Origin of the sequence: Bradyrhizobium sp. AZCC 1678 (genome assembly GCF_036924765.1) — a bacterium.
GTDB classification, from domain to species: Bacteria; Pseudomonadota; Alphaproteobacteria; order Rhizobiales; family Xanthobacteraceae; genus Bradyrhizobium; species Bradyrhizobium algeriense.
This window is the reverse complement of record NZ_JAZHSE010000001.1, coordinates 6,221,557-6,242,903: the sequence shown is the minus strand read 5'-3', so window position 1 is coordinate 6,242,903 and position 21,347 is coordinate 6,221,557. Positions and strand designations below refer to the sequence as shown.

General features: G+C 62.3%; 22 protein-coding genes and 1 pseudogene. 14 read left to right on the top strand and 9 right to left on the bottom strand.

The annotated features are described in order from the left end of the window. The first annotated feature begins 56 nt into the window (after window positions 1-56). From V1294_RS30040 to uraD, 8 genes are all read left to right on the top strand, one after another. Window positions 57-1,421 carry an ABC transporter substrate-binding protein gene (locus tag V1294_RS30040; RefSeq protein WP_334502266.1) on the top strand — a complete coding sequence of 455 codons (1,365 nt, stop codon included), beginning with the start codon at window positions 57-59 and terminating at the stop codon, window positions 1,419-1,421. Beyond that, a complete protein-coding gene (locus V1294_RS30035) occupies window positions 1,418-2,317 on the top strand; it encodes a carbohydrate ABC transporter permease (protein ID WP_334502264.1) in 900 nt (299 codons plus the stop codon). Before V1294_RS30040 ends, V1294_RS30035 begins: the two co-directional genes overlap by 4 nt. Next, window positions 2,314-3,153: a carbohydrate ABC transporter permease gene (locus V1294_RS30030; RefSeq protein WP_334502262.1), complete on the top strand. Its 840-nt coding sequence runs from the start codon at window positions 2,314-2,316 to the stop codon at window positions 3,151-3,153. The genes V1294_RS30035 and V1294_RS30030 overlap by 4 nt, the downstream gene beginning before the upstream one ends. A gap of 4 nt (window positions 3,154-3,157) precedes the next feature. After that, on the top strand, window positions 3,158-3,949 hold the full coding sequence (locus tag V1294_RS30025) for a shikimate dehydrogenase family protein (protein WP_334502260.1): 792 nt from the start codon (window positions 3,158-3,160) through the stop codon (window positions 3,947-3,949). 139 nt (window positions 3,950-4,088) lie between these two features. Further along, window positions 4,089-5,228, top strand: a complete 1,140-nt coding sequence (locus V1294_RS30020) for a mechanosensitive ion channel family protein (protein ID WP_334502259.1) — start codon at window positions 4,089-4,091, stop codon at window positions 5,226-5,228. Between the two features lie 141 nt (window positions 5,229-5,369). Then, window positions 5,370-5,783 (top strand): DUF3830 family protein, encoded by a 414-nt coding sequence (locus tag V1294_RS30015; RefSeq protein ID WP_334478636.1) that lies wholly within the window; start codon window positions 5,370-5,372, stop codon window positions 5,781-5,783. Between the two features lie 2 nt (window positions 5,784-5,785). After that, on the top strand, window positions 5,786-6,724 hold the full coding sequence (gene puuE, locus V1294_RS30010; RefSeq protein ID WP_334502258.1) for an allantoinase PuuE: 939 nt from the start codon (window positions 5,786-5,788) through the stop codon (window positions 6,722-6,724). Window positions 6,725-6,735: 11 nt separating this feature from the next. Beyond that, window positions 6,736-7,620 carry a 2-oxo-4-hydroxy-4-carboxy-5-ureidoimidazoline decarboxylase gene (gene uraD / locus V1294_RS30005; RefSeq protein ID WP_334502257.1) on the top strand — a complete coding sequence of 295 codons (885 nt, stop codon included), beginning with the start codon at window positions 6,736-6,738 and terminating at the stop codon, window positions 7,618-7,620. Between the two features lie 111 nt (window positions 7,621-7,731). Here the strand turns inward: uraD and V1294_RS30000 are convergent. Then, window positions 7,732-9,124: pseudogene (locus tag V1294_RS30000) on the bottom strand (nucleobase:cation symporter-2 family protein). A 184-nt stretch (window positions 9,125-9,308) separates the two neighbouring features. Between V1294_RS30000 and pucL the strand changes: the two are divergent. Then, the gene (pucL, locus tag V1294_RS29995) at window positions 9,309-10,151 is read left to right on the top strand and encodes a factor-independent urate hydroxylase (protein WP_334502255.1); all 843 of its coding nucleotides are present in this window, start codon (window positions 9,309-9,311) and stop codon (window positions 10,149-10,151) included. Window positions 10,152-10,205: 54 nt separating this feature from the next. Beyond that, window positions 10,206-11,489 (top strand): allantoate amidohydrolase, encoded by a 1,284-nt coding sequence (locus V1294_RS29990; protein ID WP_334502253.1) that lies wholly within the window; start codon window positions 10,206-10,208, stop codon window positions 11,487-11,489. A gap of 357 nt (window positions 11,490-11,846) precedes the next feature. Here the strand turns inward: V1294_RS29990 and V1294_RS29985 are convergent, their stop codons facing one another. The 3 genes from V1294_RS29985 to V1294_RS29975 all read right to left on the bottom strand — a co-directional run bounded on the left by V1294_RS29985 (window position 11,847) and on the right by V1294_RS29975 (window position 14,966). After that, window positions 11,847-12,323, bottom strand: a complete 477-nt coding sequence (locus V1294_RS29985; protein ID WP_334502250.1) for a type II 3-dehydroquinate dehydratase — start codon at window positions 12,321-12,323, stop codon at window positions 11,847-11,849. 955 nt (window positions 12,324-13,278) lie between these two features. Continuing rightward, complete coding sequence (locus V1294_RS29980; RefSeq protein ID WP_334502248.1) at window positions 13,279-13,518, bottom strand: hypothetical protein; 240 nt, start codon at window positions 13,516-13,518, stop codon at window positions 13,279-13,281. A 524-nt stretch (window positions 13,519-14,042) separates the two neighbouring features. Continuing rightward, window positions 14,043-14,966, bottom strand: a complete 924-nt coding sequence (locus V1294_RS29975) for a hypothetical protein (protein ID WP_334502245.1) — start codon at window positions 14,964-14,966, stop codon at window positions 14,043-14,045. 152 nt (window positions 14,967-15,118) lie between these two features. Here V1294_RS29975 and V1294_RS29970 point away from each other — a divergent pair, with 152 nt between their 5' ends. After that, the gene (locus tag V1294_RS29970; protein WP_334502243.1) at window positions 15,119-16,003 is read left to right on the top strand and encodes a hypothetical protein; all 885 of its coding nucleotides are present in this window, start codon (window positions 15,119-15,121) and stop codon (window positions 16,001-16,003) included. A 179-nt stretch (window positions 16,004-16,182) separates the two neighbouring features. Here the strand turns inward: V1294_RS29970 and V1294_RS29965 are convergent, their stop codons facing one another. Next, entirely contained in the window at window positions 16,183-16,521 is a 339-nt protein-coding gene (locus V1294_RS29965) for a transposase (RefSeq protein WP_334502242.1), read from the bottom strand. Between the two features lie 494 nt (window positions 16,522-17,015). Here V1294_RS29965 and V1294_RS29960 point away from each other — a divergent pair, with 494 nt between their 5' ends. Next, complete coding sequence (locus V1294_RS29960; protein WP_334502240.1) at window positions 17,016-17,516, top strand: hypothetical protein; 501 nt, start codon at window positions 17,016-17,018, stop codon at window positions 17,514-17,516. A gap of 23 nt (window positions 17,517-17,539) precedes the next feature. Here the strand turns inward: V1294_RS29960 and V1294_RS29955 are convergent, their stop codons facing one another. The 3 genes from V1294_RS29955 to V1294_RS29945 all read right to left on the bottom strand — a co-directional run bounded on the left by V1294_RS29955 (window position 17,540) and on the right by V1294_RS29945 (window position 19,670). Then, complete coding sequence (locus V1294_RS29955; protein WP_334502238.1) at window positions 17,540-17,947, bottom strand: hypothetical protein; 408 nt, start codon at window positions 17,945-17,947, stop codon at window positions 17,540-17,542. Window positions 17,948-18,673: 726 nt separating this feature from the next. Beyond that, entirely contained in the window at window positions 18,674-18,967 is a 294-nt protein-coding gene (locus V1294_RS29950) for a hypothetical protein (protein WP_334502236.1), read from the bottom strand. Between the two features lie 220 nt (window positions 18,968-19,187). After that, window positions 19,188-19,670 carry a hypothetical protein gene (locus V1294_RS29945; protein ID WP_334502235.1) on the bottom strand — a complete coding sequence of 161 codons (483 nt, stop codon included), beginning with the start codon at window positions 19,668-19,670 and terminating at the stop codon, window positions 19,188-19,190. 331 nt (window positions 19,671-20,001) lie between these two features. Here V1294_RS29945 and V1294_RS29940 point away from each other — a divergent pair, with 331 nt between their 5' ends. Next, the gene (locus V1294_RS29940; protein ID WP_334502233.1) at window positions 20,002-20,211 is read left to right on the top strand and encodes a hypothetical protein; all 210 of its coding nucleotides are present in this window, start codon (window positions 20,002-20,004) and stop codon (window positions 20,209-20,211) included. A gap of 84 nt (window positions 20,212-20,295) precedes the next feature. Beyond that, window positions 20,296-20,673 carry a hypothetical protein gene (locus tag V1294_RS29935; RefSeq protein WP_334502232.1) on the top strand — a complete coding sequence of 126 codons (378 nt, stop codon included), beginning with the start codon at window positions 20,296-20,298 and terminating at the stop codon, window positions 20,671-20,673. Between the two features lie 117 nt (window positions 20,674-20,790). Here the strand turns inward: V1294_RS29935 and V1294_RS29930 are convergent, their stop codons facing one another. Further along, window positions 20,791-21,324 (bottom strand): DUF433 domain-containing protein, encoded by a 534-nt coding sequence (locus tag V1294_RS29930; RefSeq protein WP_334502231.1) that lies wholly within the window; start codon window positions 21,322-21,324, stop codon window positions 20,791-20,793. Between the last annotated feature and the right edge of the window lie 23 nt (window positions 21,325-21,347).

The following is a 21,347-nucleotide window of genomic DNA, read 5'->3' as shown; positions in this document are numbered from 1 at the left end:
TTGACAGTCTATTTTATGTCGGTCATATTGTCGAAAAGCTCGTCAGGGAGGGCACCATGACCAAGAAGAATTCGAGCGATAAATCCGCGGGCCTCAGCCGCCGAACGCTGCTTCGGGCCGGCGCCGCCACCATCGGCGCGGCGGCATTCCCGATGCCGGTCATCGCGCAGACCAAACCCTTTGCCGGCGTCACGCTGCGCGGCGCGTCATTCCAGCACCGCTTCTTCACCCTGCTGCAGAACTACATTCCCGAGTTCGAGGCGCAGACCGGCATGAAGGTCGACCTGCAGCTCTCGGCGTTTCCGGTCTACAACCAGCAGGCCAATCTCGAACTGTCGTCGGGCGGCTCGGCCTTCGACTTCGTCAACGTCACCTTCATTCTCGCCGCGCGCTGGGTCGCGGCGGGGCTGCTCGCCAATCTCGATGAGTTCACCGGCGATCCCAATTTGACGCCGGCGGAGTGGAAGCCGAAGGATTTCGTCGAAGGCGCGCAGGTGGCTTACCGCGACGCCAAGGGCGCCACCTACGGCTATTCATGGGAAGGCGGCGCCATGGTGATGGGCCTCTCCCGAATGGATTTGATGGAGAAGAAGGGGCTGAAGATTCCGAAGACCTTTGCCGAGTTGCAGCAGGTCTGCGCCGAGATCAACGGCACCGATGGGGTCACCGGCATCGTGAGCTTCCAGCTTCACCACTGGTGCCTGCCGCCCTACATCCAGGGCTTTGGCGGCAACATCTTCCGCAATCCGCCCACCGACATCATGCCGGCGCTGAACTCGCCGGAAGCGGTTCAGGCGGTCGAGTTCTACGCGAACCTGTTGAAGAACTACGCGCCAAAGGGCGTGCTGACATACACCGAAGATCAGGCGCGCCAGGCCCTGCTCACCGGCCGCTCCAACATCTTCATCCATTCCAGCGCATGGATCACGCCGATCCTGATGTCCGGCGATAGCAAGGTGAAAGACACCTCGCGCGTCGTGCGGATGCCGGCCGGCCCGGTGCGCGATTTCCCGGCCGCCAACAGCCAGGGGCTCGGCATTCCCAAGAACGCCAAGAACAAGAAGGCGGCGTGGGAATTCATCAAATGGGCGCTCAGCCCGGAAATCTCGATGCGGCTCGTCAAGGAGCACGGCCATTCCTCGGTCTGCCGCAGATCCGTGATCGAGAGCGAGGAATATCGCAAGCTCAACACGGTGAATGGCCAGGACCTCGGCGCGCTCTATCTCGAGGTGCTGGGACTGCCGGCCAAGGGCGAGAACTACATGGCCTATCGCACCGTGAAGGAATTCCCGATCGTCGGCGATGTCCTCAACAAGGCCTTCGAGCAGGTCGCGACCGGGCAGCTTCCGGCCCAGGCGGCGATGAACGCCGCTCAGGAGCAGGCGATTGCCAATATGCGCCGGGCCGGGACTGCGCTTTGAGTGGAAAAGGACTGGTCGACGCCGAGCGCCGCCGCTTCAACGCTATCGCGCTGGCGCCGAGCCTGATCGTGCTGTTCATGATCGCGGGCCTGCCCGCGATCTATCTGGTCGTGACCAGCCTGACGCCATTCCAGTTGGTCAATCCGGGCTCGTCGACCGATTTCAGTTCGCCCTTGCGCAACTATCGCCTGCTGCCGGGCGATCCGCGTTTCGTCAATTCGCTGTGGGTGCAGGCCAAGCTGTCGTTCTGGGGCGTGCTGTTCCAGGTCCTGCTCGGCATGCTGCTGGCGCTGTTGCTGCACACGCAGTCGCGCGTCGTGGAATTCGCCCGCACCTTCTTTCTGATCCCGATGGTGCTGCCGCCGATCGTGGTGGCGATCATCTGGAAACTGATCTACACGCCCGACATCAGCCCGCTCTACTACGCCGCTGGCCTGCTCAACATCGCGATGCCGTCGCTGACCTCCAGCGTCGACTTTGCGCTAACCGCGATCATCATCGCCGATACCTGGGAATGGTTGCCGTTCACCTTTCTGATGGTGCTGGCCGCGCTGCAGACGATTCCGGACGAATTTTCCGAAGCGGCGCTGGTCGACGGCGCCAACCGGCTGCAGATCTTCTTCTACATCACGCTGCCCTTCATCACGCCGATCCTGGTGATCTCGGGCATGTTTCGCCTGATCGACAGCGTGAAAGCCTTCCCGCTGGTATTCCTGCTGACCGGCGGCGGGCCGGGCAGCGTCACCGAGGTGACGAACTATTACGCTTACCTGCTGGCGTTCGATTTCAACGAGATCGGCTATTCCAGCGCAGTCACCATTGTGATGCTGCTGCTCGTCGTCGCCGTCAGCCTCGGCGTGGTGTGGATGGGCCGCCGTCGGGAGGCCATGGCATGAGTGGCGGCATCAGCGGGCCTATCCGTCGTTCGGCCAGCGTTCGCCGGCTCGTGGCGATCGGCGTGACGCTGATCGTGCTGCTGTCGCCGTTCCTCTGGCTGCTGCAGATGAGTTTCAAGTCCAACGACCTGATCCTGCAGTTTCCACCGCCTTTGATCTTCACGCCGACGCTGCAGAACTACGCCTCGCTCTGGCAGGGCGCGTTTCCGGTCTCCTTCGTCAACAGCCTGATGAGCGCCTCGTTCTCCACCGCGCTGGCGCTCGTTCTCGGGGTGCCCGCGGCCTACGCGCTGTCGCGATGGGCGGGGCGAGGCAAGCACGCGCTGAGCTTTGCCATTCTGGTGACGCGAATGGCGCCACCGATCGCGTTCACGATTCCGTTCTTCCTGTTCTACCGCTGGATCGGGCTGCTCGACACCGTCACCGGGCTGGCGCTGGTCTACACCAGCTTCAACCTGCCGCTGGTGATCTGGATGATGCAGCCGTTCTTCGAGACGGTGCCGCCATCGCTGGAAGAGGCGGCGTTGGTCGATGGCGCATCGACCCGTGTCGTCTTCCTCCAGATCGTGCTGCCGATGGTGACGCCCGGGATCGCCGCGACCGCGATCCTGTGCTTTCTCTACGCCTGGAACGATTTCTTCTTCGCCCTGATCCTGACGCGGACCAATGCGCGAACCGCGCCGGTTGCCGTGGTCAACTTCATGAACTACGAGGGCTGGGAGTGGGGCAAGATCGCCGCCGGCGGATCGCTTGTCATGGCGCCGGTGCTGATCTTCTCGCTCGCGGTGCGCCGCTATCTGGTGAGCGGGCTGACGGCCGGCGCCGTAAAGGGGTAGAGCGATGCAGCTTCCGACCGGTGCTTCGCGGTTAGTCTTTATCTTTGCCCACCCGGCCGGGCATGTCGGCGCACCGCGCCATTACACGCCGTACTTCCACTGCAACGGGCTCGACTGGCACATGGTGCCGCTCGACATTGCGCCCGAGCATCTGGCGGAGACGATCCGCACGCTGGCCAAATCGCCCAGCGTCGCCGGCTTCAACCTCACTATGCCGCACAAGCCGGCGGCGTTCGAGCTCTGTGACGCCATCGGCCCTGCCGCCGAGTTCGAAGGCGTCGTCAACACCATCCGGATTGAGCCGGGTGGACGGCTGGTCGGCGAGTCCTTTGACGGCGGCGGTTTCCTGAATGCAGCATGCGAGGAGGGGGTGTTCGATCCCGACCGCCGCTGCGTCGTGATCGGAGCGGGCGGCGCCGGCCGGGCGATCTGCCACGCGCTGGCCGCTGCCGGTGCGCGGCGGCTGCGAATCCTGAACGAAACGCCGGGGCCGGTTGAAACGCTGGCCGCGAAACTCCGCAGCCGTTTCGCCGATCTTGAGATCAGCTTGGATGAAAAGTTCGATGACGCCGGCCTGGTGGTCAACGCTACCTCGCTCGGGCTTCGCGAGACGGACGCCCTACCGATGGATCCGGGGCGCTTGCCCGTTGATTGCGCTGTGTTCGACATCATCGCCGCTCGCCAGACTGAGTTCATGCAGGCCTGCATCGCGCGTGGCTTGAAGGTGGTCGATGGCGTGGCGATGATCAAACACCAACTGCCCCTGCAGACCGCATTCTGGCGCAGCGACGCGTGAACACGAGTTACGTGGGAACCCGCGTTCCCAACTGAATTCGGAAATGCGCTCAGTGAATTGCTGCACTGCATTGGGCAGAGGACCCATGCCCGGAAGCCTGCGTTAGCGGCAGAACGTGTGCTACGCAGCGGGAATTTGCATGGACGATATTTTGTCATGGTTCGAACAGATGTTTGGCTTTGTGCCGCGATGGCTGGTGGGTCTCTGCCTTGTCATTGGCGCCATCGTCATGGCGCTGTTCGTGCACGGTATCGCGGCGCGCGTCATCAAGCGGGCGGTCGGCACGCGCTGGCCGGCCGTGACGTTGCTGCTGCAAAGGGTCGCCGGCCCGGCCCGGCTGGCGCTCTGTCTCGTGGCGGTGGCGCTGGTGCTGCCGCTGGCGCCGTTGAACGACGTGCTTCGTGAACAGCTCAGGCATTTTTTCATCGTCGCCGTCATCGCGCTGATCGGATGGATCACGGTTCGCGCGGTGGATATGGGTGCTGCGCGCTATCTGCAGCGCTTTCGCCTCGATACCGACGAGAACTTTCTCGCCCGCAAGCACGTCACCCAGGTGCGTGTCTTCAAGCGCGTGATCGATACGTTGATCGTCATCATTGCGGTATCGACGGCGCTGATGACTTTCGAATCCGTCAAGCAATATGGCGTCAGCCTGTTTGCCTCCGCCGGCGCCGCCGGCCTGATCCTCGGCCTTGCCGCCCGCCCGCTGCTCTCAAACCTGATCGCCGGTGTCCAGATCGCGATCACCCAGCCGATCCGGATCGAGGACGCCGTCATCATCGAGAACGAATGGGGCTGGGTCGAGGACATCGCCTCGACCTATGTCGTGATCCGGCTGTGGGACTGGCGCAGGATGGTGGTCCCGCTGTCCTATTTCATCGAGCGTCCGTTCCAGAACTGGACCCGCGACACCCAGTCGCTGATCGGCGCCATCGCCTTTCATGTCGATTACTGCACCGATGTCTCGCGGATCAGGCAGCGGTTAGAGGAGGCCGTGCGCGAGTCCAGACTGTGGGATGGGGCGGTGGTCAATCTCCAGGTGATCGAGGCCAGCCCGCGGGCGATCGAGCTTCGGGCGCTGGTCAGCGCCAGATCCGCGCCGCAATCCTGGGATCTCCGCTGCGAGATCAGGGAAAAACTGCTCGCTTTCATTCGCCAAGAGATGCCGGAAGCGTTCCCGCGCGAACGCGCGATGGTATCGCCCCCGATCGACTTCGGCGGCGCTTTCAAGCATGGCGATGGGCCGCCCCGGCCGGTCCCGGCGCGGGCCCATAGCTGAGGCTCGCGGGGACAGATTCCTGTTCCAAACGCTCCGCGTTGAAACCTCCCACGGGCTGGAATGGCCCTTGCTTCCGCTGGTTCCGGCTGTAATGGATACGGCTGAACCTGCGTCCTTACCTATATCCAGAAGAAGAGATCGATGAGCCAACTGATTGTCCGTGCCGGTGAATTCACCTTCGAGGCCCGTTTCGAGGAGCAACTGGCGCCCAAGACGGTGGCCGCCTTCCGCAAGGCGATGCCGTTCGAGAGCCAGGCGATCCACGTCCGCTGGAGCGGTGAGGGTGTCTGGATGCCGCTCGGCAATCTCGATTTCGGGGTCTCCTACGAGAACCACACCAGCTATCCCGCGCCCGGCCAGATCATCCTTTATCCCGGCGGCATCAGCGAGACCGAGATCCTGCTGGCCTATGGCGGCGTGCACTTTGCGAGCAAGATGGGCCAGCTCGCCGGCAACCATTTCATCACCCTGACCTCGGGGCTGGAGAACCTGACCGCTTTCGGCAAGACCGTGCTGTGGAAGGGCGCGCAAAAGATCCGCTTCGAGGAAGTGTGAGCATGGCTGCGCCCGCCTATCCGCGCGACTTCCGCGGCTACGGGCGCAACCCGCCCGATCCTCGATGGCCCGGCAATGCGCGGGTCGCGGTGCAGTTCGTGGTGAATTTCGAGGAAGGCGGCGAGAACAATGTTCTCGACGGCGATCGCGCCTCGGAAGCCTTCCTGTCCGACGTGCTGGGCGCGCAGCCCTGGCCCGGCCAGCGCCACGCCAATATCGAATCGATGTTCGAATATGGTTCGCGCGCCGGCTTCTGGCGGCTGTGGCGGATGTTCACCGAACGCAATTTGCCGGTGACCGTGTTCGGCGTCGCGATGGCCTTGAAGCGAAATCCGGATGTGGTCGCCGCCATGAAGGAAGCTGGCTGGGACATCGCCAGCCACAGCCTGAAATGGATCGAGCACAAGGACATGTCGGAGTCCGAGGAGCGCGTCGAGATCGCGGCGGCGATCCGTATCCACACCGAGGCGACCGGCGCACCCCCGCTCGGCTGGTACACCGGGCGCTCTTCGATCAATACGCTCAGGCTTCTGATGGAAACCGGCGGATTGCTTTATCTCTGCGACTCCTATGCCGACGACCTGCCATACTGGATCAGGGCGCGCGGGTCGAAGCCGCATCTGGTCATTCCCTACACGCTCGACGCCAACGACATGCGGTTTGTGAACGCGCAGGGCTTTGGCGGCGGGGATGAATTCTTTACCTACCTCAAGGACAGCTTTGACGTCCTTTACAGGGAAGGCGAAACCGCGCCGAAGATGATGTCGATCGGCCTGCATTGCCGGGTCGTCGGCCGTCCCGGCCGCGCGGCGGCGCTGATGCGGTTTCTCGACTACATCGGACAGCACGAGCGGGTCTGGGTGCCGACGCGGCTTGAGATCGCGCAGCACTGGCACGCCAATCTGGCGCATCTTGCCGACGATGCTTTCGACATTGGATAGGTGCGAAAGCGATGTTGAACAAGCTTTCCGATCTCAACATTTGCAGCCAGGACGACTTCGTAACCGCGCTGGCCAATGTCTTTGAGTATTCGCCATGGATCGCCGAACAGGCAGCCGCGCTGCGGCCGTTCGCAAGTGTCAACGAGCTGTTCGCCGCGATGAAGTCGGCGGTCGATCGCGCCCCTGAGGAATTGCGGCTGGCGCTGATCAGGGCGCATCCTGATCTCGCCAGCAAGACCCAGCGCGCCGCGGGTCTCACCGCGGAGTCGAACGCTGAACAGAACAGCGCCGGCCTGGATCGGCTTTCGGATGCTGAATTTGTTGCGTTCGAGCGCGTCAACAATGCCTACCGCGCCAAATTCGGCTTTCCCTATGTCGTCTGCGTTCGGCGCCATACCCGCGATTCGATCCTGCGCGATTTCGAGCGCCGGCTGCCGAACGATGCAAAGGCCGAGGCGCAAACCTCGATAGGGGAAATCTGCCGGATCGCGGCGCTGCGTCTCGACCAGTTCGTCGCGTCCGAGGACAAGCTTCCGGTGCACGGCCGCCTGTCGACCCATGTGCTGGATACCCACAGCGGCAGGCCTGCGGCGGGGATAGCGGTGGAACTAACCGAGCTGTCCGAACTTGGCGAGGCCCGCGTGGTGGCGGGCGCTGTCACCAACAGCGACGGCCGCACCGATCAGCCGCTGATCGGCGGCCGGCCGGTGCCGATCGGTCGCTACGAACTGGCATTTCACGTCGGCGCCTATTTTGCCGATCGCGGCGTGCCGCTGTCAGATCCGCCGTTTCTCGATCGCATTCCGCTGCACTTCTCGGTGAGCGACCCGGAAGCCCATCTCCACGTGCCGTTGTTGGTCACGCCCTGGAGCTATGCGACCTACCGCGGAAGCTGATCGCCGAATCGGTGGGCAAAGCGCAGCGTGCCCACCATTTTCCAGGCGATGGCGTTGATCGATGGTGGGCACGGCGCAAGTGCGCCTTTGCCCATCCTACGGCCTCCCAACCTAATGCGTCGCCGTTGCCGCAGCCGCTGTGGCGTCGGCTTCCGCTGTCTTGCCGCTGACGCCGTTGAGGAAGGCGTTCAGCGCCACCGCGACCAGCGCGCTAAGCAGAATGCCGGACTCCAGCAACGGATGCAGGCCGTGCGGCAAGTTCTTGAAGAAGTTGGGCGAAACCAGCGGGATCATGCCGAAGCCGACCGATATCGCGACCACGAACAGATTGTAGCGGTTGTTCTTGAAGTCGACTGCGGTGAGGATGCGCGCGCCGGTGGCCGCCACCATGCCGAACATCACGAGGCCGGCGCCGCCGAGCACGACCAGCGGCACGGCCTCGACCAGCGCCGCCATCTTTGGCAGCAGCCCGAGCAGCAGCAGGATGCCGCCGCCGGCGATCGTGACCCAGCGCGAGCGCACACCGGTGACGCCGACCAGGCCGACATTCTGCGAGAACGACGTGTAGGGAAAGGTGTTGAACAGCCCGCCCAGAAATGTGCCGACGCCGTCGGCCCGCAAGCCACGGGTCAGCACATCGCGGCTGACCGCCTTGCCGGTGATCTCGCCAAGCGCCAGGAACATGCCGAGCGATTCGATCATCACCACGATCATCACGATGCACATGGTGATGATGGGGACGAGCTGAAACTTCGGCGGCCCGAAATGCAGCGGCAGCACGATCGCGGCCCACGGCGCCGCGGCGACTTTCTCGAAATGCATCATGCCGAGCACGGCGGCAAGAACGGCGCCCGCGACGATGCCGAGCAGCACGGCGACATTGGCGACGAAGCCGGAGCCCCATTTGATCAGGCCGAGGATCACCAGCAGCACGAACAGCGCAATGCCGAGCCCCTGCAACTGGCCGTAGGCGGGATTTGGGAAAGCGTGCGGCACGCCGTCGATCATTTTGGTCAGGGTGGGCAGGCCGCCACCGGCCCAGTTGATGCCGACCCGCATCAGGGAAATGCCGATCACCAGGATGATGGTCCCGGTGACGACGGGCGGAAACAGCGGCAGCAACCGGCTGATGAAGGGCGCGGCAACGATGGCAAATAGCCCGGCCGCTATCACCGAGCCGTAGATGCCCGAGCAGGCCGATATCAGGCGCGGCCGCCATCGACAGCATCGGCCCGACGGAGGCAAACGTCACACCCATCATCACTGGCAACCGGATACCGACGCCGGGGAAGCCGATACATTGCACCAGCGTGGCGATGCCGCAGGCGAACAAGTCGGCGCTGATCAGGAAGGCCACGTCTTCCGGCGGCAATTTCAGTGCGCGGCCGATAATCAACGGCACGGCAACCGCGCCGGCATACATCACCAAGACATGCTGCAGGCCGAGCGCCAGCAATCGCGGCGTCGGCAGGATCTGGTCGACTGGATGGACTTCGCCGCTCATGTTCGGACTCCCCCCCTGGATGCAGGCCACCGGGCCTGTTTGAACTGATACAAGGCTCGTGCCAGAAGCTTGTCCCCCAAAGACCTTGTCCCCCAAGATCTTGCCCTGTGGCACGAAGGTTGCTCAATATTGAACCATAGCGGGTGGATCCCCGCAAATTGCAGGTTGAACGGGAGGCGTTCGGATGCCGCTGATCAGGAACAGATATGGTAAGGGCCGCGTCCGGGTTATGCGGATTCACCGGAACGGCGACCAGCACGAAGTCAGCCAGCTCAGCGTCAAGGCAATGATCGAGGGCGACTTTGCCCGTGCCTATACCCACGCCGACAATTCCACCTCGGTAGCGACGGATACGATCAAGAACATCGTCAACGTGGTCGCGCGTGAAAACACGGGGCTGAGCACCGAGGATTTCTGCCAGGTGCTGGCGCAGCGATATCTCGACATCTATCCGCAGATTGCCTCGGTTGCCATCACCGCGCACGAGACCAAATGGAGTCGCCTGAGTTTCGGCGGCAAGCCGCATCCCCACAGCTTCGTGCTCGACAGCAACGGCAAGCCGTTCGTCGAAGCCTCAGTGGTGCGTGGGGGACCAACGGCATTGACGTCCGGTATCGACGGCTTTGCCTTCATGAAATCGACGCAGTCCGGCTGGGAGAATTATCCCCGGGATCGCTACACCACGCTGCCGGAGACCGCCGACCGGATGTGCGCCACCAGCATGCTGGCGTCCTGGAAGTGGTCGGGGGGACCTGCGAATTATCCGACGGCCAATGCGCGGATTCTCGGCACCTTGCTCGAAGTGTTCAGCACGACCTACAGCATGAGCGTGCAGGACAGCCTGTACCGGATGGGAGAGGCGGCGCTGGCAGCCGTGCCGGAAATCTCGGAAGTCAGCATGGCCTGCCCGAACATGCACTTCATTCCGATGAACCTGTCGGCATTCGGGCTGGATAACAATAATGACGTTTTCCTGCCGACCGACGAGCCCCACGGCCAGATTGAGTGCACGGTGGGAAGGGGTTAAAAGGCACGCCCACCCATCGAGCAGCGCCGATCGAAGCGCGCTACCTGGAACGGCATGAGCGAGACGAAGGCGGCCATCGGCGCGACCACAGGATCACGGCTCGGCGACGAAATCGTGAGCCGGATCAATCAGCTCGGGGCGATTTCCGAGACAGCTGCGCATCTGGCTCGGATCTTCCTTTCGCCTGAGCATCGCACAGCTGCCGATCTCCTGATGTCGTGGATGAAAGATGCCGGAATGGCCGCGCATCTCGACGCTATCGGCAATGTCTGCGGCCGCTATGACGGCGAACGTCCCGGCTTGCCCTGCCTGATGCTGGGTTCGCATTACGACACCGTGCGCGACGCCGGCAAATGGGACGGCCCGCTCGGCGTGATTACGGCGATCGCCTGCGTCGCCGATCTGAACCGGCGCGGCGTGCGATTGCCGTTTGCGATCGAGATCGTCGGCTTTGCCGACGAGGAAGGCGTGCGGTTTGCCTCCACCTTGCTCGGCAGCCGGGCGGTCGCCGGCACCTTCGACGAAAGCGTGCTCAATGCGCGCGATGCGAACGGCCTCACCCTGCGCGAGGCGATGGCGCAGTTCGGGCTCGACCCAGAGCATATCGGCGCGGCGGCGCGGACGCGCCGCGAGCTGCATGCCTATGTCGAACTGCATATCGAGCAGGGGCCGGTGCTGGAGCAGCAAAACCTTCCCGTCGGCGTGGTGACGGCAATCGCTGGCGCCACGCGGCTGGCGGCGAACCTGACAGGCATGGCCGGGCACGCCGGAACCGTGCCGATGGCGATGCGGCGTGACGCGCTGGCCGGCGCCGCCGAATGTATCGCGGCGGTCGAGGAGTTCTGCAAGGCCGATAGTGCCGGACTGGTCGGCACCGTCGGCGCCATCACCGCGCTTCCGGGCGCCACCAACGTGATCCCGGGCAAGGTGTCGTTCACGCTGGATATTCGCGCGCCGACGGATGCGCACCGCAAGCTTGCGGTGGCCGATATCGTCCGCCGCATCGAAGCGATCGCGAAGCGGCGCGAGCTGTCGCTGCAGATCGACGTCACCCACGAAAACCGCACCGTGCCCTGTGCGCCGTGGCTGAAAGCGCAGGTAGCGGAAGCGGTTGCGGCGGAAGGCTATGGCGTGTTCGAACTGCCGAGCGGGGCGGGGCATGACGGCATGGCGATGATCGATATCGCCGATGTCGCCATGCTGTTCGTGCGCTGCCGCGGCGGCATCAGCCATAACCCGGCCGAGCACGTCGAACCCGCCGACGCCGATTCCGGCGCGCGCGTGTTGCTGCGGCTGATCGAGAATTTCCGGCCAAGGGAAGCGGGCGGCACCGCCTGATCGCAGGATGGGTGGAGCGCAGCGAAACCCATCCTACCTCCTCGACGCGCGCGTTCGTCAGCCTGGCAGCAGTCGCTTCGGGAGGCTGAACGCCAGAGTGGCAGGGTGTCGATGACGCCGTGATCCTCGGCAGGGAGCGCCTTGCGCAGATGGTGGAGCGCGTCGCGGATCGCGGTTTCGTCTAGTCCCTCGATCAGCAGCAGAGCGGCGAACGAGCCGTCGTTGGCTCGCATGCCCTTCTCGCGGGCCTTGATGGAGGTCTGCGCGATGTCCATGGTCGCAACGCATCATGCCTCGGCTCGGCAATTTCGCCCGCGGCGGCGGCCGCATCGCCGCTCCAGATGGCGGCTCCATCCGTCATTTCGGGCTGACGCGGATGGCCGTGGGCAGCGACGCCGGCAACTGACCGGCAGCCTGCAGTGCGGCCTGCATGGCCGCGATGTAGCCGTAGGGGCCGAGGCCCGCGATGACGCCTTTCACCGCGGCCGAAAGCTTGGAGTGCCGGTGCAACTCGTCGCGGGCATGGATGTTGGAGATGTGTACCTCGTAGATCGGGCCGTCAAAAATCTTCATGGCGTCGAACATCGCAATCGAGGTGAAGGAGTAGGCGGCGGGATTGATGATGAGGGCGTCCGCCGCGGTGCGCGCGGACTGGATGAGATCGACCAGCACGCCCTCGTGGTTCAATTGATGGAACGCCAGCTCTGCGCCGGCGAAAGCGGCAAACTCTTCACATGACGCCTTGATGGCGTCGAGCGTGGTCGAGCCGTAGATGTGCGGCTCGCGGATGCCGAGCATGTTCAGGTTTGGGCCATTGAGGATCATGATGCGCATGGAATGCCTTTCACGGGATAATGAAAGGGCAGTGTAGCTGATCGCGGCAACATGTCAGCCGTGAAGCATCTGCTCAACGCGGCGCTCTCACGGCGTCATTGCGAGCGAAGCGAAGCAATCCATAGTGCGACAAGCGGAGAGATGGATTGCTTCGTCGCTTCGCTCCCTTGCGCAAACGCTTCGCACGGCGAAGCGGGAAAGAGCCTGCGAAGCGCGGGAGAAAGGCATTGAAAGACCTTGTTTTTTTGGTCTTTGCGTGGGACGGCAGACCGATCTGACCTGAAACAATAACGATCTGGCGCCGATTTCCAACTCCTCGTTCTGCGTACGGCGGGGTTCGCATGGGCGGCAGGGCGAGGTGCCATTTGGATCGGAAGCCCGGCGCGGCCGAAATCCGACCCCGCAAGACTACGGACAACAGCTGCTTTGGGCCATACCGGCGTTGGTGCGGTTGTTCGGTTGCGTCGGCGAACCGCGCCAGCGAATGTTCTACGGATCGGGGGGTGTCCCGCGCTCGTGCACCTGCGGAACAAGTTGTGCGTATATGAAAAAGCGGCTGATCGCTCTTTGCGCTCTTTTCTGCGTTGTCGCCTTCATTTTGCAAATGCTGACGATAACAATTTTTACGACTAACGGTCGCGCATGCACGGATCACTCACGTCCCGAGCTTGGCTTGTGGCGCTGTCGACCGGGTCCTGTCGGCTGAGACAGTCATCATCTGTTTCGTACGAACCACGATTGCCTCCTCAACAGCCCAATCGGCTGTATTGCCAGGATGCCTGCGCAGGTGCGTCAAGGCGACGGGTTCAGCTTAAGCAGTTTGAATTCTCGAACCCGTTGACAACATTTACCAAGGTGACGCTGCACTGGACCATGGAAAGGACGATGGTCAGATGCGTCGCTGCGCTGAGGAAAAGCTTACGGGGAGATTTCACCAGGTTCGGGTTGTGTCATATCACTTACGCACTTTCAGGCCCTGTGCATGATTTCCGCGCAGACGCTGAGCCTTCTTCCCGTGATGACGCATTGCAGTCCGCACGCCTTCGGCGGTCAGCGCCTGCCATCGCATTTCGCGGAAACCCCCGACAATAAATCGAATAATGGGACCAGGTTCACCGCAAGCAGCGATCGTGGCCTTCGGAACGCTCTTGAACAACGACTCCCACTCGCGCGCCAGAAAGTCGCCGATACCCATTGGTTGAAAAACGTCATGTCAGGCTCTAACGCCGTCACTCTACGCGCTCAGTGGTAGCCGCAGCTTCCAGCTCGAGCATTCGTAGGTCGAGAAACAATTTTCGAGCGATATCCGTTTCCTGTCCAGGAAGCTGACTTGGTTAGTGAGCGACTTCAAAAGCGCCGTCAGCTCACGGGCCCGAGCCCTCACTAGAGCGCGGTCCTGTAAATGCTCCGCCCTAGACGTATATTTGCATAGGAATCAAAGTGAGGCTTCAGGCGGCGAGCACTACCGAGCACTGTCCAAAACGTGCCGTTTCGTCTATGTTCACAGATGTCGTCGCTTTTCGCCCGTCACGATCCTTGAGACGGCGGCTGCATCTGTTTCAGACAGTTCGGAATAAACTCGGTTTCGATCCGGCAGAAAGATTTGCGTGCCCGATGCCTCCTTGATCGCTCTCGACTTACCTGTGCCGACACTACCGAAAGGGCGAGTCGCGCGCTGGGCATCCATTCTCGAAACGACTTTCGTGGCATTGCTCCAGATCATTCGTCACCTGCATTCTCACCTTCAGCAACGGTTTGGCGCCGTCGTAGCCGCGACAACGCGTACTCGCTCCACCGGTCACGCCGGTCGGGACTAGGCTTAACCTTGATGGAGGGAACACGCTGCCATTTGAGCGCTCCGTCAATCATTAAGATGACGCCTACATTGAGGAGGCCGAGGTGATCACATTCCGAAAGGACGACGGTAGCACTCTCACCGGCTGGCACCACGATCCAGAAGCGCGAAAAAAAAGTAGATTCCGTTGCCGTGGCAATCATTTTACGCAGGGCGACTTCTGTGTGCGTTCCGTCGTAAAGCGCGAAACTATCCATAGCTTCGATGCGCGTCACTTTGTTGTTCTCACGGCAAACGACATAGCAATCCGGATTCGCATACCGAAACGGAACAATTGGCCGCACAATCTCGACATCGAACGTTATCTCGCCGCCGAAGAGCAACGATTGATCGTTCTTAAAGAGCGAAATTGCTTTGTCGCGAAATTCCTTTGCTGCCTTTTTCCCCGCCATGATGGGAGCGATTCCGTGGCTTGATTTGCTCACGCGTTCATAGGCCGCGTAAAGATCGCGAAAGGTGGCGTTTGGGTATCGTCCTTCAATCAGTGAGCGGGCCTCGCTTTCATCGAGTCGCCAAATTCTTGAAATGGTCTCGATATGCGAGAACGGTCTGGATAATAACTTTTCAGCGAGAGCCGGCTCGAATTGAATGAGGTGATCCCGAAACAGCGAGGCCTTGGTCATCCTGCGAAGTTGGTTTGCGGCGTATCCGCTTTCGACCTCAGCACGTTGAATCCACGGCCGGCCGTTTTCGTCCACCGCCGCGATCCTTTCTAATTCGAGGAGAGCGAAGGCGATCTCGGGCCACGGCCGCTCATCGCGTCGGGCGTTCTTCAGAACGGCCAGCATTAACCCTGCATTAACGATAGACAAAGGCGGTGCTCGACTCTCGTGGGATCACGTGGCATTCATTGCCACGTAAACGAGTCCGCTGCAAGAAAAAGATAGTTCCTGCTGGAGCCTAAGCGTTTTGTGGCAATGAATGCCACGAGGAGGAGAAGATGCGAGCATTGGTGATCGACCCTTATAGGCATGAAGTCATGGCGACGGATATCCTGCCGACCCTCGAAGGCCTCCGGTCCGTAGTGCACGGGCCGATTGAATTTGCCCATCAGTTCCCCAACGGCGACATTCTGTATGTCAACGCGGATGGCCAAGGCCGTTTTGACGCACGTTTCGGGCTCGGCCAGAGCAACACGGCGCCGGGATTTGGTGTGGTCGTGGGCAGCGTTGGACTTGATAACCACATCGCTCCGGCGGTCAGTTCGGTTACCGAGATGCGCTCGCTGGTCAGGTTCGCCGTGCCGAAGATTACGGGCCCGTCCGCCGTTCGAATTTCGCTCGGTGAACCCACCGGCTTTGGCCGGTTTGACACCGGCCCCGACGGAGGCTCAGGCATTGCCATCGGCGGCCATGTTCCACCGAACGGCATTATGCTCGTTTGCGAGTTGCGCGACCCGACGCGAGCTGAGATCAATCTCATTCAGACTGGCCTCACTCAGTTCGCGTTCGAGCGCCAGGACAACGCAGCTATCCTAACCTGCCGTATCATCAGGCCGTCGGATCGAAAGCAGCTCTTTTTCGAGACCCACTTTCATATCGGTCTCGAAGACGAAGGGACAAGGTATCTGCCTCGTCGCGAGACGAACGATGGAAGGACCATGATCCTGCTTTTGCAAGATGAGAGCACTGTCTGCCGCACTATCAGGATGACGACCATCCCGCCTCACGTTTGCGATGCCATCGAAATGGCGGTGGTTGACCAGGTCACGGAATTCGCCACGGATGCTGCCTTTGAGGACAAGTTCAATGCCTCGATGCAGCGCTACCATGCTCGCATGCCCACTCCGCAGATCGGGTTTGCTCAAGCGCACATCAAGGGGTGATCGATGTGCTTGCGCATTGGCCTGATCGTGTCCCGTGGTGGTAGGTTGTTGATGATCACTATGATCGCCGGTTAGGCCCCGATCAGTCAGGTCGCTACGGTGGGCGAGGCGACGATGGGACTATCGCTGATAAAGCGATAGTTTCCAACGGCATGTGACGATCTCGCTGGGCCGCTCATTCATTGTTCTGTCCGAGCAAGATAGTGCCGACGAGACACCTGATAGCGGCGTCCCTGGGGAAGCTCAACAACCTCGGTGCGCCGCTTGATTTCGCCATTGAGGCGCTCAATCGGATTGGTCGATTGGAGCCTGGTCCGATGCGAGGCAGGAAAGTTCATCAATGCGAGCACGTTCGCTTCGGCCTCGTTCATCAGCCTGGCCAGAAGGCATTGACGGCCGCAACTGGTCGGCGACCTTGCGCCAGTCGCCTCGGCGTCGTCCTGGACAAAGGTGGTGACGATGGAGGCGGAGACTACGCACCTGCTGCTCTCGGCTCCATGGGCGAGCGCATTGCGCATGAATTGGACGCGGCAGCGTTGTCAGCTGGCCGTCAGCACCAGCGCGGCCTTGGTGCCCCCGTGGGCATTCGAGACCGCCCGGCATCAGCTCTCGCCGATCGCGCCGTAGCTTGGCGCCCGAACTCGCCCTCGAACGTCTCAGCTTCGGAAGGCCCCGGCGCTTTGGTCGTCGGCCAACCCCGTTGCGGCCGACGTTACCCTCGCTTTCATTCTATTGCGGGGCGTCGGCGAACTGCTGCTGTCCAAGACGCGTCAACGCCATGCAGTCTCTTAAGCGTGACTTTGCAGTTTTATTCTGACTGGCGCGCCATTTGCAGTCAACGGCGCTCGTCGGTCGCCCGCTACGCTGGGCCGGTAAGCTTCTCATCCAGCGGAGTTTTCCACGCTTTCGGTGGCCTAGCGCAGACTTTCGTCTTCCTCGGCGCGCCTTTTAATGTGCAGACTAAATAGGGCAAACCGCCAGATCGTAGCCTCAACCTAGGAGAGAAAGAGCGATGACCAAGACGCTAATGCTGGAAGACATCCGAGATCTTCTCAGTGGATTCGCTGCTGCAATCGAGCTGGATCAGCTCCGTGTCGACGCGTTGGCGCCGCAGAAATTTCATCGCGTTTACGACGACAACATGTGGCGTGCGTGGCGTCGCGATCATCTTGCCTACATCAATAAAGTGCTCACGACCTTGAATACGATCCCTCCGGCCATGCTAGAGGAGCTGACGCGGGCAGCGATTACTTACGAGCCAGAAGTCGTCGGACAAATCGCGCTCGAACTTTTTGCTGAAGCCGCGAGCGGCAGTTGCCCGCCGGAGGAGCTTGATACGGCGGCCCTTTTCTTCGGCTGGTTGATCAGGCGGTTGAGCGACAGGACCGAAGACAATCCGATTGATCCAGATGCTAGGGCTTTGATGTTGCAATGGCTTCCTGTGACCGATCCTCTGCGCATCGGTGTGGACCCTGAATGCGGCTATGGCCAGCCCGCCGGATTGGTCAGCTGAGGGCAATCTGCTAGCAATTGCGGTTATTTCAGTCCGCAGAAAGTGAAGTTCAACGTCCAGCACCGATTTTTTGCGGCAATGGACCTCTCCGCCATTCCCCCGGTGGCGGCACTCTGCGGATCTTCAGGCCGGAATGTCAACGCGACCGGCACCGGATCCGGCCTGTGACGGGCGGCCCTCCGCCGGTCGATGGCCTCGAGGTCATACATCCCGGTGTCCGGGTCAGCTGGCGGGAAGCCGCGGGCGAGCAGGCGAGGCAGTACCTCGGTGAACTGCTGTGGAGTCAGGTGGAGCCGCCTAGCTGCCTTCTCCGGAGGGACGTTAGCCGGGTCGACGCGGAAGCGGATCTGGGCGGCGTCAGGCGCGGCGCCGCGCTCCGGCCGATGCTCGGCTGGCTGCTCCTCCACGGTGTCGCTCGGCGATCGGCTCACGACGCTGTCCCCAGGGTTGTCCACACCGAGCAACGCTGCGCGCCTGGTCCTTCAAACATTCAGGGATTGCAGGCAAAATTCGACTGGAAAAATCCGCTCTCCCCGTAACCCAACAAGGGGACGGCGGAGCAAGGATTCACGCGTGTAACAGGTGTTGCGTTAACTCGAGCTCCCTGCCGTTCGGACCCGCCGGCCGCGCAGGTAACCGCGCGACGACCTCGCATAGAGCGCCGCGAGCTCGCGATCGAGGGCGCGTCGTTGACGACGAGCAGCGCTCTTTCGTCCTGACCGCTCCATGGTGGCCACCTAAGTAGTCCGACGCCGCCGCTTCGGCCGACGCCTCAAATTTCTGGTGCATCCGATGAGAAGCTAAGTCCAGTTAGCTTCCCACTATCGCACGCTATGTTACCCTGCGATCCAAAGACGTCACACGTGACGCCGTCACGAGTGCGCTCGATCTTCTGAACGCCTGCGTTACTTCCCCCCTTTGGTAACGAAGAAACCGAGATTCATTCGATCAGCTTGCCCAACTCGCCGGCACACGGTGACATAGGGAGCCGCCGCTCGCTCGGCGTTGGCGGTAGGCGAGGGTCGTCGGTGTCCCTAGTGTACTGGCAGATGTCGCCGATCGCGATCTCGCCGTCGAGGTCGGCCGGCTTGCCCTTCACCAAAGCCTTGATTTCGGCGATATGGGCGTCGAACGGCAGGCCCGGGCAGACGTAGATGCTATAGACGGGTCCGCACTTCCACTTTCGATAAGTGGTATCGCTCCTCGACGGCGGCGAACGGCCGCCACCGCGGCGGCTCGATCCAGCCGCGCTTTTCGATGATGCCGTTGACCGCATCCAGCTGCTTGTCAGTCATCTTCTTCAACTGATGGACCCACGCGGCGACCCGCTTGGCGTACGGAGCTGCATAGGCGATGTCGGCGACGTGGCAAAGCGGCGGGTCCTGCATGTATCGCATGGCCGGTGCGTATCGCTCCTCCAGGAGCCATCCCGTGCCGCTGTCGACGATCATGCCGCAGCCCCTACGGCGATGTGGAGATAGGCCCTAGCCGCACTCTCGTCCACCTCGAAGACGCGATTCCCATTCACTATCGAGCACACCCTCAAAATCTCCACCGGATCCCAGCGTCCAGGAGAGGCTGCCGCGAGCCGCCTGACCGCTCGCGCCACATGTCGATCTGACCCGGGAGATTCTCGAACGGTGCGTGTGCGAGAAAGGGAATTTGGTGGCCTCAGTCGAACGGGATGTCGTCGGCCGTGAGCGGCTTCGGCGCCGGCTTCCACCGCCGCTTCGGCGCGCGGGCGGACGGCCGCGGCGGCTTCGCACATGGGTCGATCCATCGCTGCCTTGCCTCGGGCGAACTCCACTTGTGTGGCTCCACAGTCGCGGGCGGCGTCTTAAGTAACCGCTCCATGTAGGCGCGGTCGTCTGCAGACAGCGGCGGCGAGACCGCGACTAAGCGGCTGGCCATAAGCCCACTTCCAGGCGCGGGATCGGCGTCGTCGAGGATCAGCGGGATCTCGAGAGCGCAGTCGTGTGGGACATCGTACATCGCGCGCATGACGTCGCCGGCGACATTGCAGACCTCCTCGGTGCGCTTCTGCAGCTTTGCAGCGTCGCGGTGGAGGTGAGCTACGATCGTCGCGTCGAGCGTTTCGATAGACATCTCGCGATCGAACATCGCGCGCAGGTCGCCCCTTTCGTAGCTGAGCAACTTAGCTCCTGCGGTGCGCCAACTGGCCCCATCGGTCTCGCGGAAGGCAGCGACCAGCCGCTGCCAGTGCGTGCGCCGTCTTCGGCCAGCGGCTGACGACACGCTCTCCAGCCAGCGTTCGCCGCGGCCGAGTCTTTGGCGATAGCCGGTTCGCCACGCGACGATCAGCTGCGCGACGTACGCGTCCGGGACGAGAACACCAGCATATTGTTGCCGGCCTCGTCGATGAAGGCGACCAAGCCGCGCTGCTCCTGTTCTGCACCCCGAAGCCGGTGACGCCGCAGCCGACGCTGTCGCCAGCCGACGACGCGGCCTTGATGGAGCTTGTGTGATGGCCGGCGTCAAGCTCGAGCAGGGCGCGTACGGCGGCCCGGGCATCGCCGCCGCACGCCTCGATCGCTGCATCGTCGCGGTTTCCACCTCGGCGGCATCGTCAGCGGGTTGGTGCTCGGCCGGCGCTGACATTTCAATGATTCCTGGATTGACGGGGAACGATCATATGTTCTCAAGTCAACGGCCGATGTCCGTAATATTCGATTAGCGCGCCTGAGTTCGCGGTTTAGTCCGTAATATTCGACTAGCGAGCAGTCCGTGTCCGTATTTTCGATTAGCGAGCAGATTGTCTATGGCTGGCAGGCGGTGCGCGGAGTGGCGGTTTCCGACGGCGAAGCAGCAGCGCACGGAAGAGGTGGAGCGCAGGCTAAGCCGCCATGCGGCGCCGATCTCCGACGAGGACGCCTGGTTGCAGGCGGTGCTGTCAGATCCACGTGCGGTGACGTCGACACTGACGCCGAGCAGGACACTCGGCGAGATCCAGGCCGCCGTCCTGCGCGTCGGGTGCGAGCGCTGCGGCAGGGCGATCGAGCTCCGACGCGACGACGCGATCGCGCGCTTCGGCGCCGACGCCAAGTGGCGCCAGGTCGGCCAGCGGCTGCTCGACGACGGCTGCGAGATGCGGAGCGGTCAGCATGAGGAAGACGGATGCTGGTCGGACTTCAGGTGAGTTCTTCCCGTTCGTCGGCGAGCGGCGACAATTCACTCTCCAAAGGCGCCATTTCGGCACGTTGGTCGCCGCACGGCGACACGCAAGAAGAGGGAAGCTAAGTCGAGTTAGTTTCCCTCATCGTCCTCGCGCGGCGCCTGGTCGAGCAGCGCTTCGAGCGGATCTCGCGGGCCCGATGACAGGCGCGTGCTGCTCGAGAAGCCTGAAGGCGCGTAGGATCGCGGTCTGCGCCGCGCCTGGCGTCAGCGAAGGATAATATCGACACATCTCGTCGACCGCCGTCGACGCCAGCACGTAACTGCACAACATCCTGGCGGGGATCCGCGTGCCGTCGAAGCACGGCATCCCACCCATCACGCCGTGCCGGCGCGTGACCACCTCGGCCTGCAGCCAGCACATCCCGTCGGCGCACAGCGCCCAGGAGAGCCACGGATCGATCCACAGCACCTCTTCGGTCAGCCAGGTGTTATCGACGTCGCCGATCTCCTCGAGCGGCGTCCCCCACAGCTTCATCGCCGACACCGCCGCGCTCCCAGGCACCATCGACCACTCGACAAGGGTCCGCTGCGGGATCGCGGGGTCGATTTCCTGAGAGACGGGTCGCCAGTCGGTCTGCAGGCGCTCAAGCAGGCGCTGGATTGCATCGGTCATGGCGTCCACCAAAAAAGCAGTCC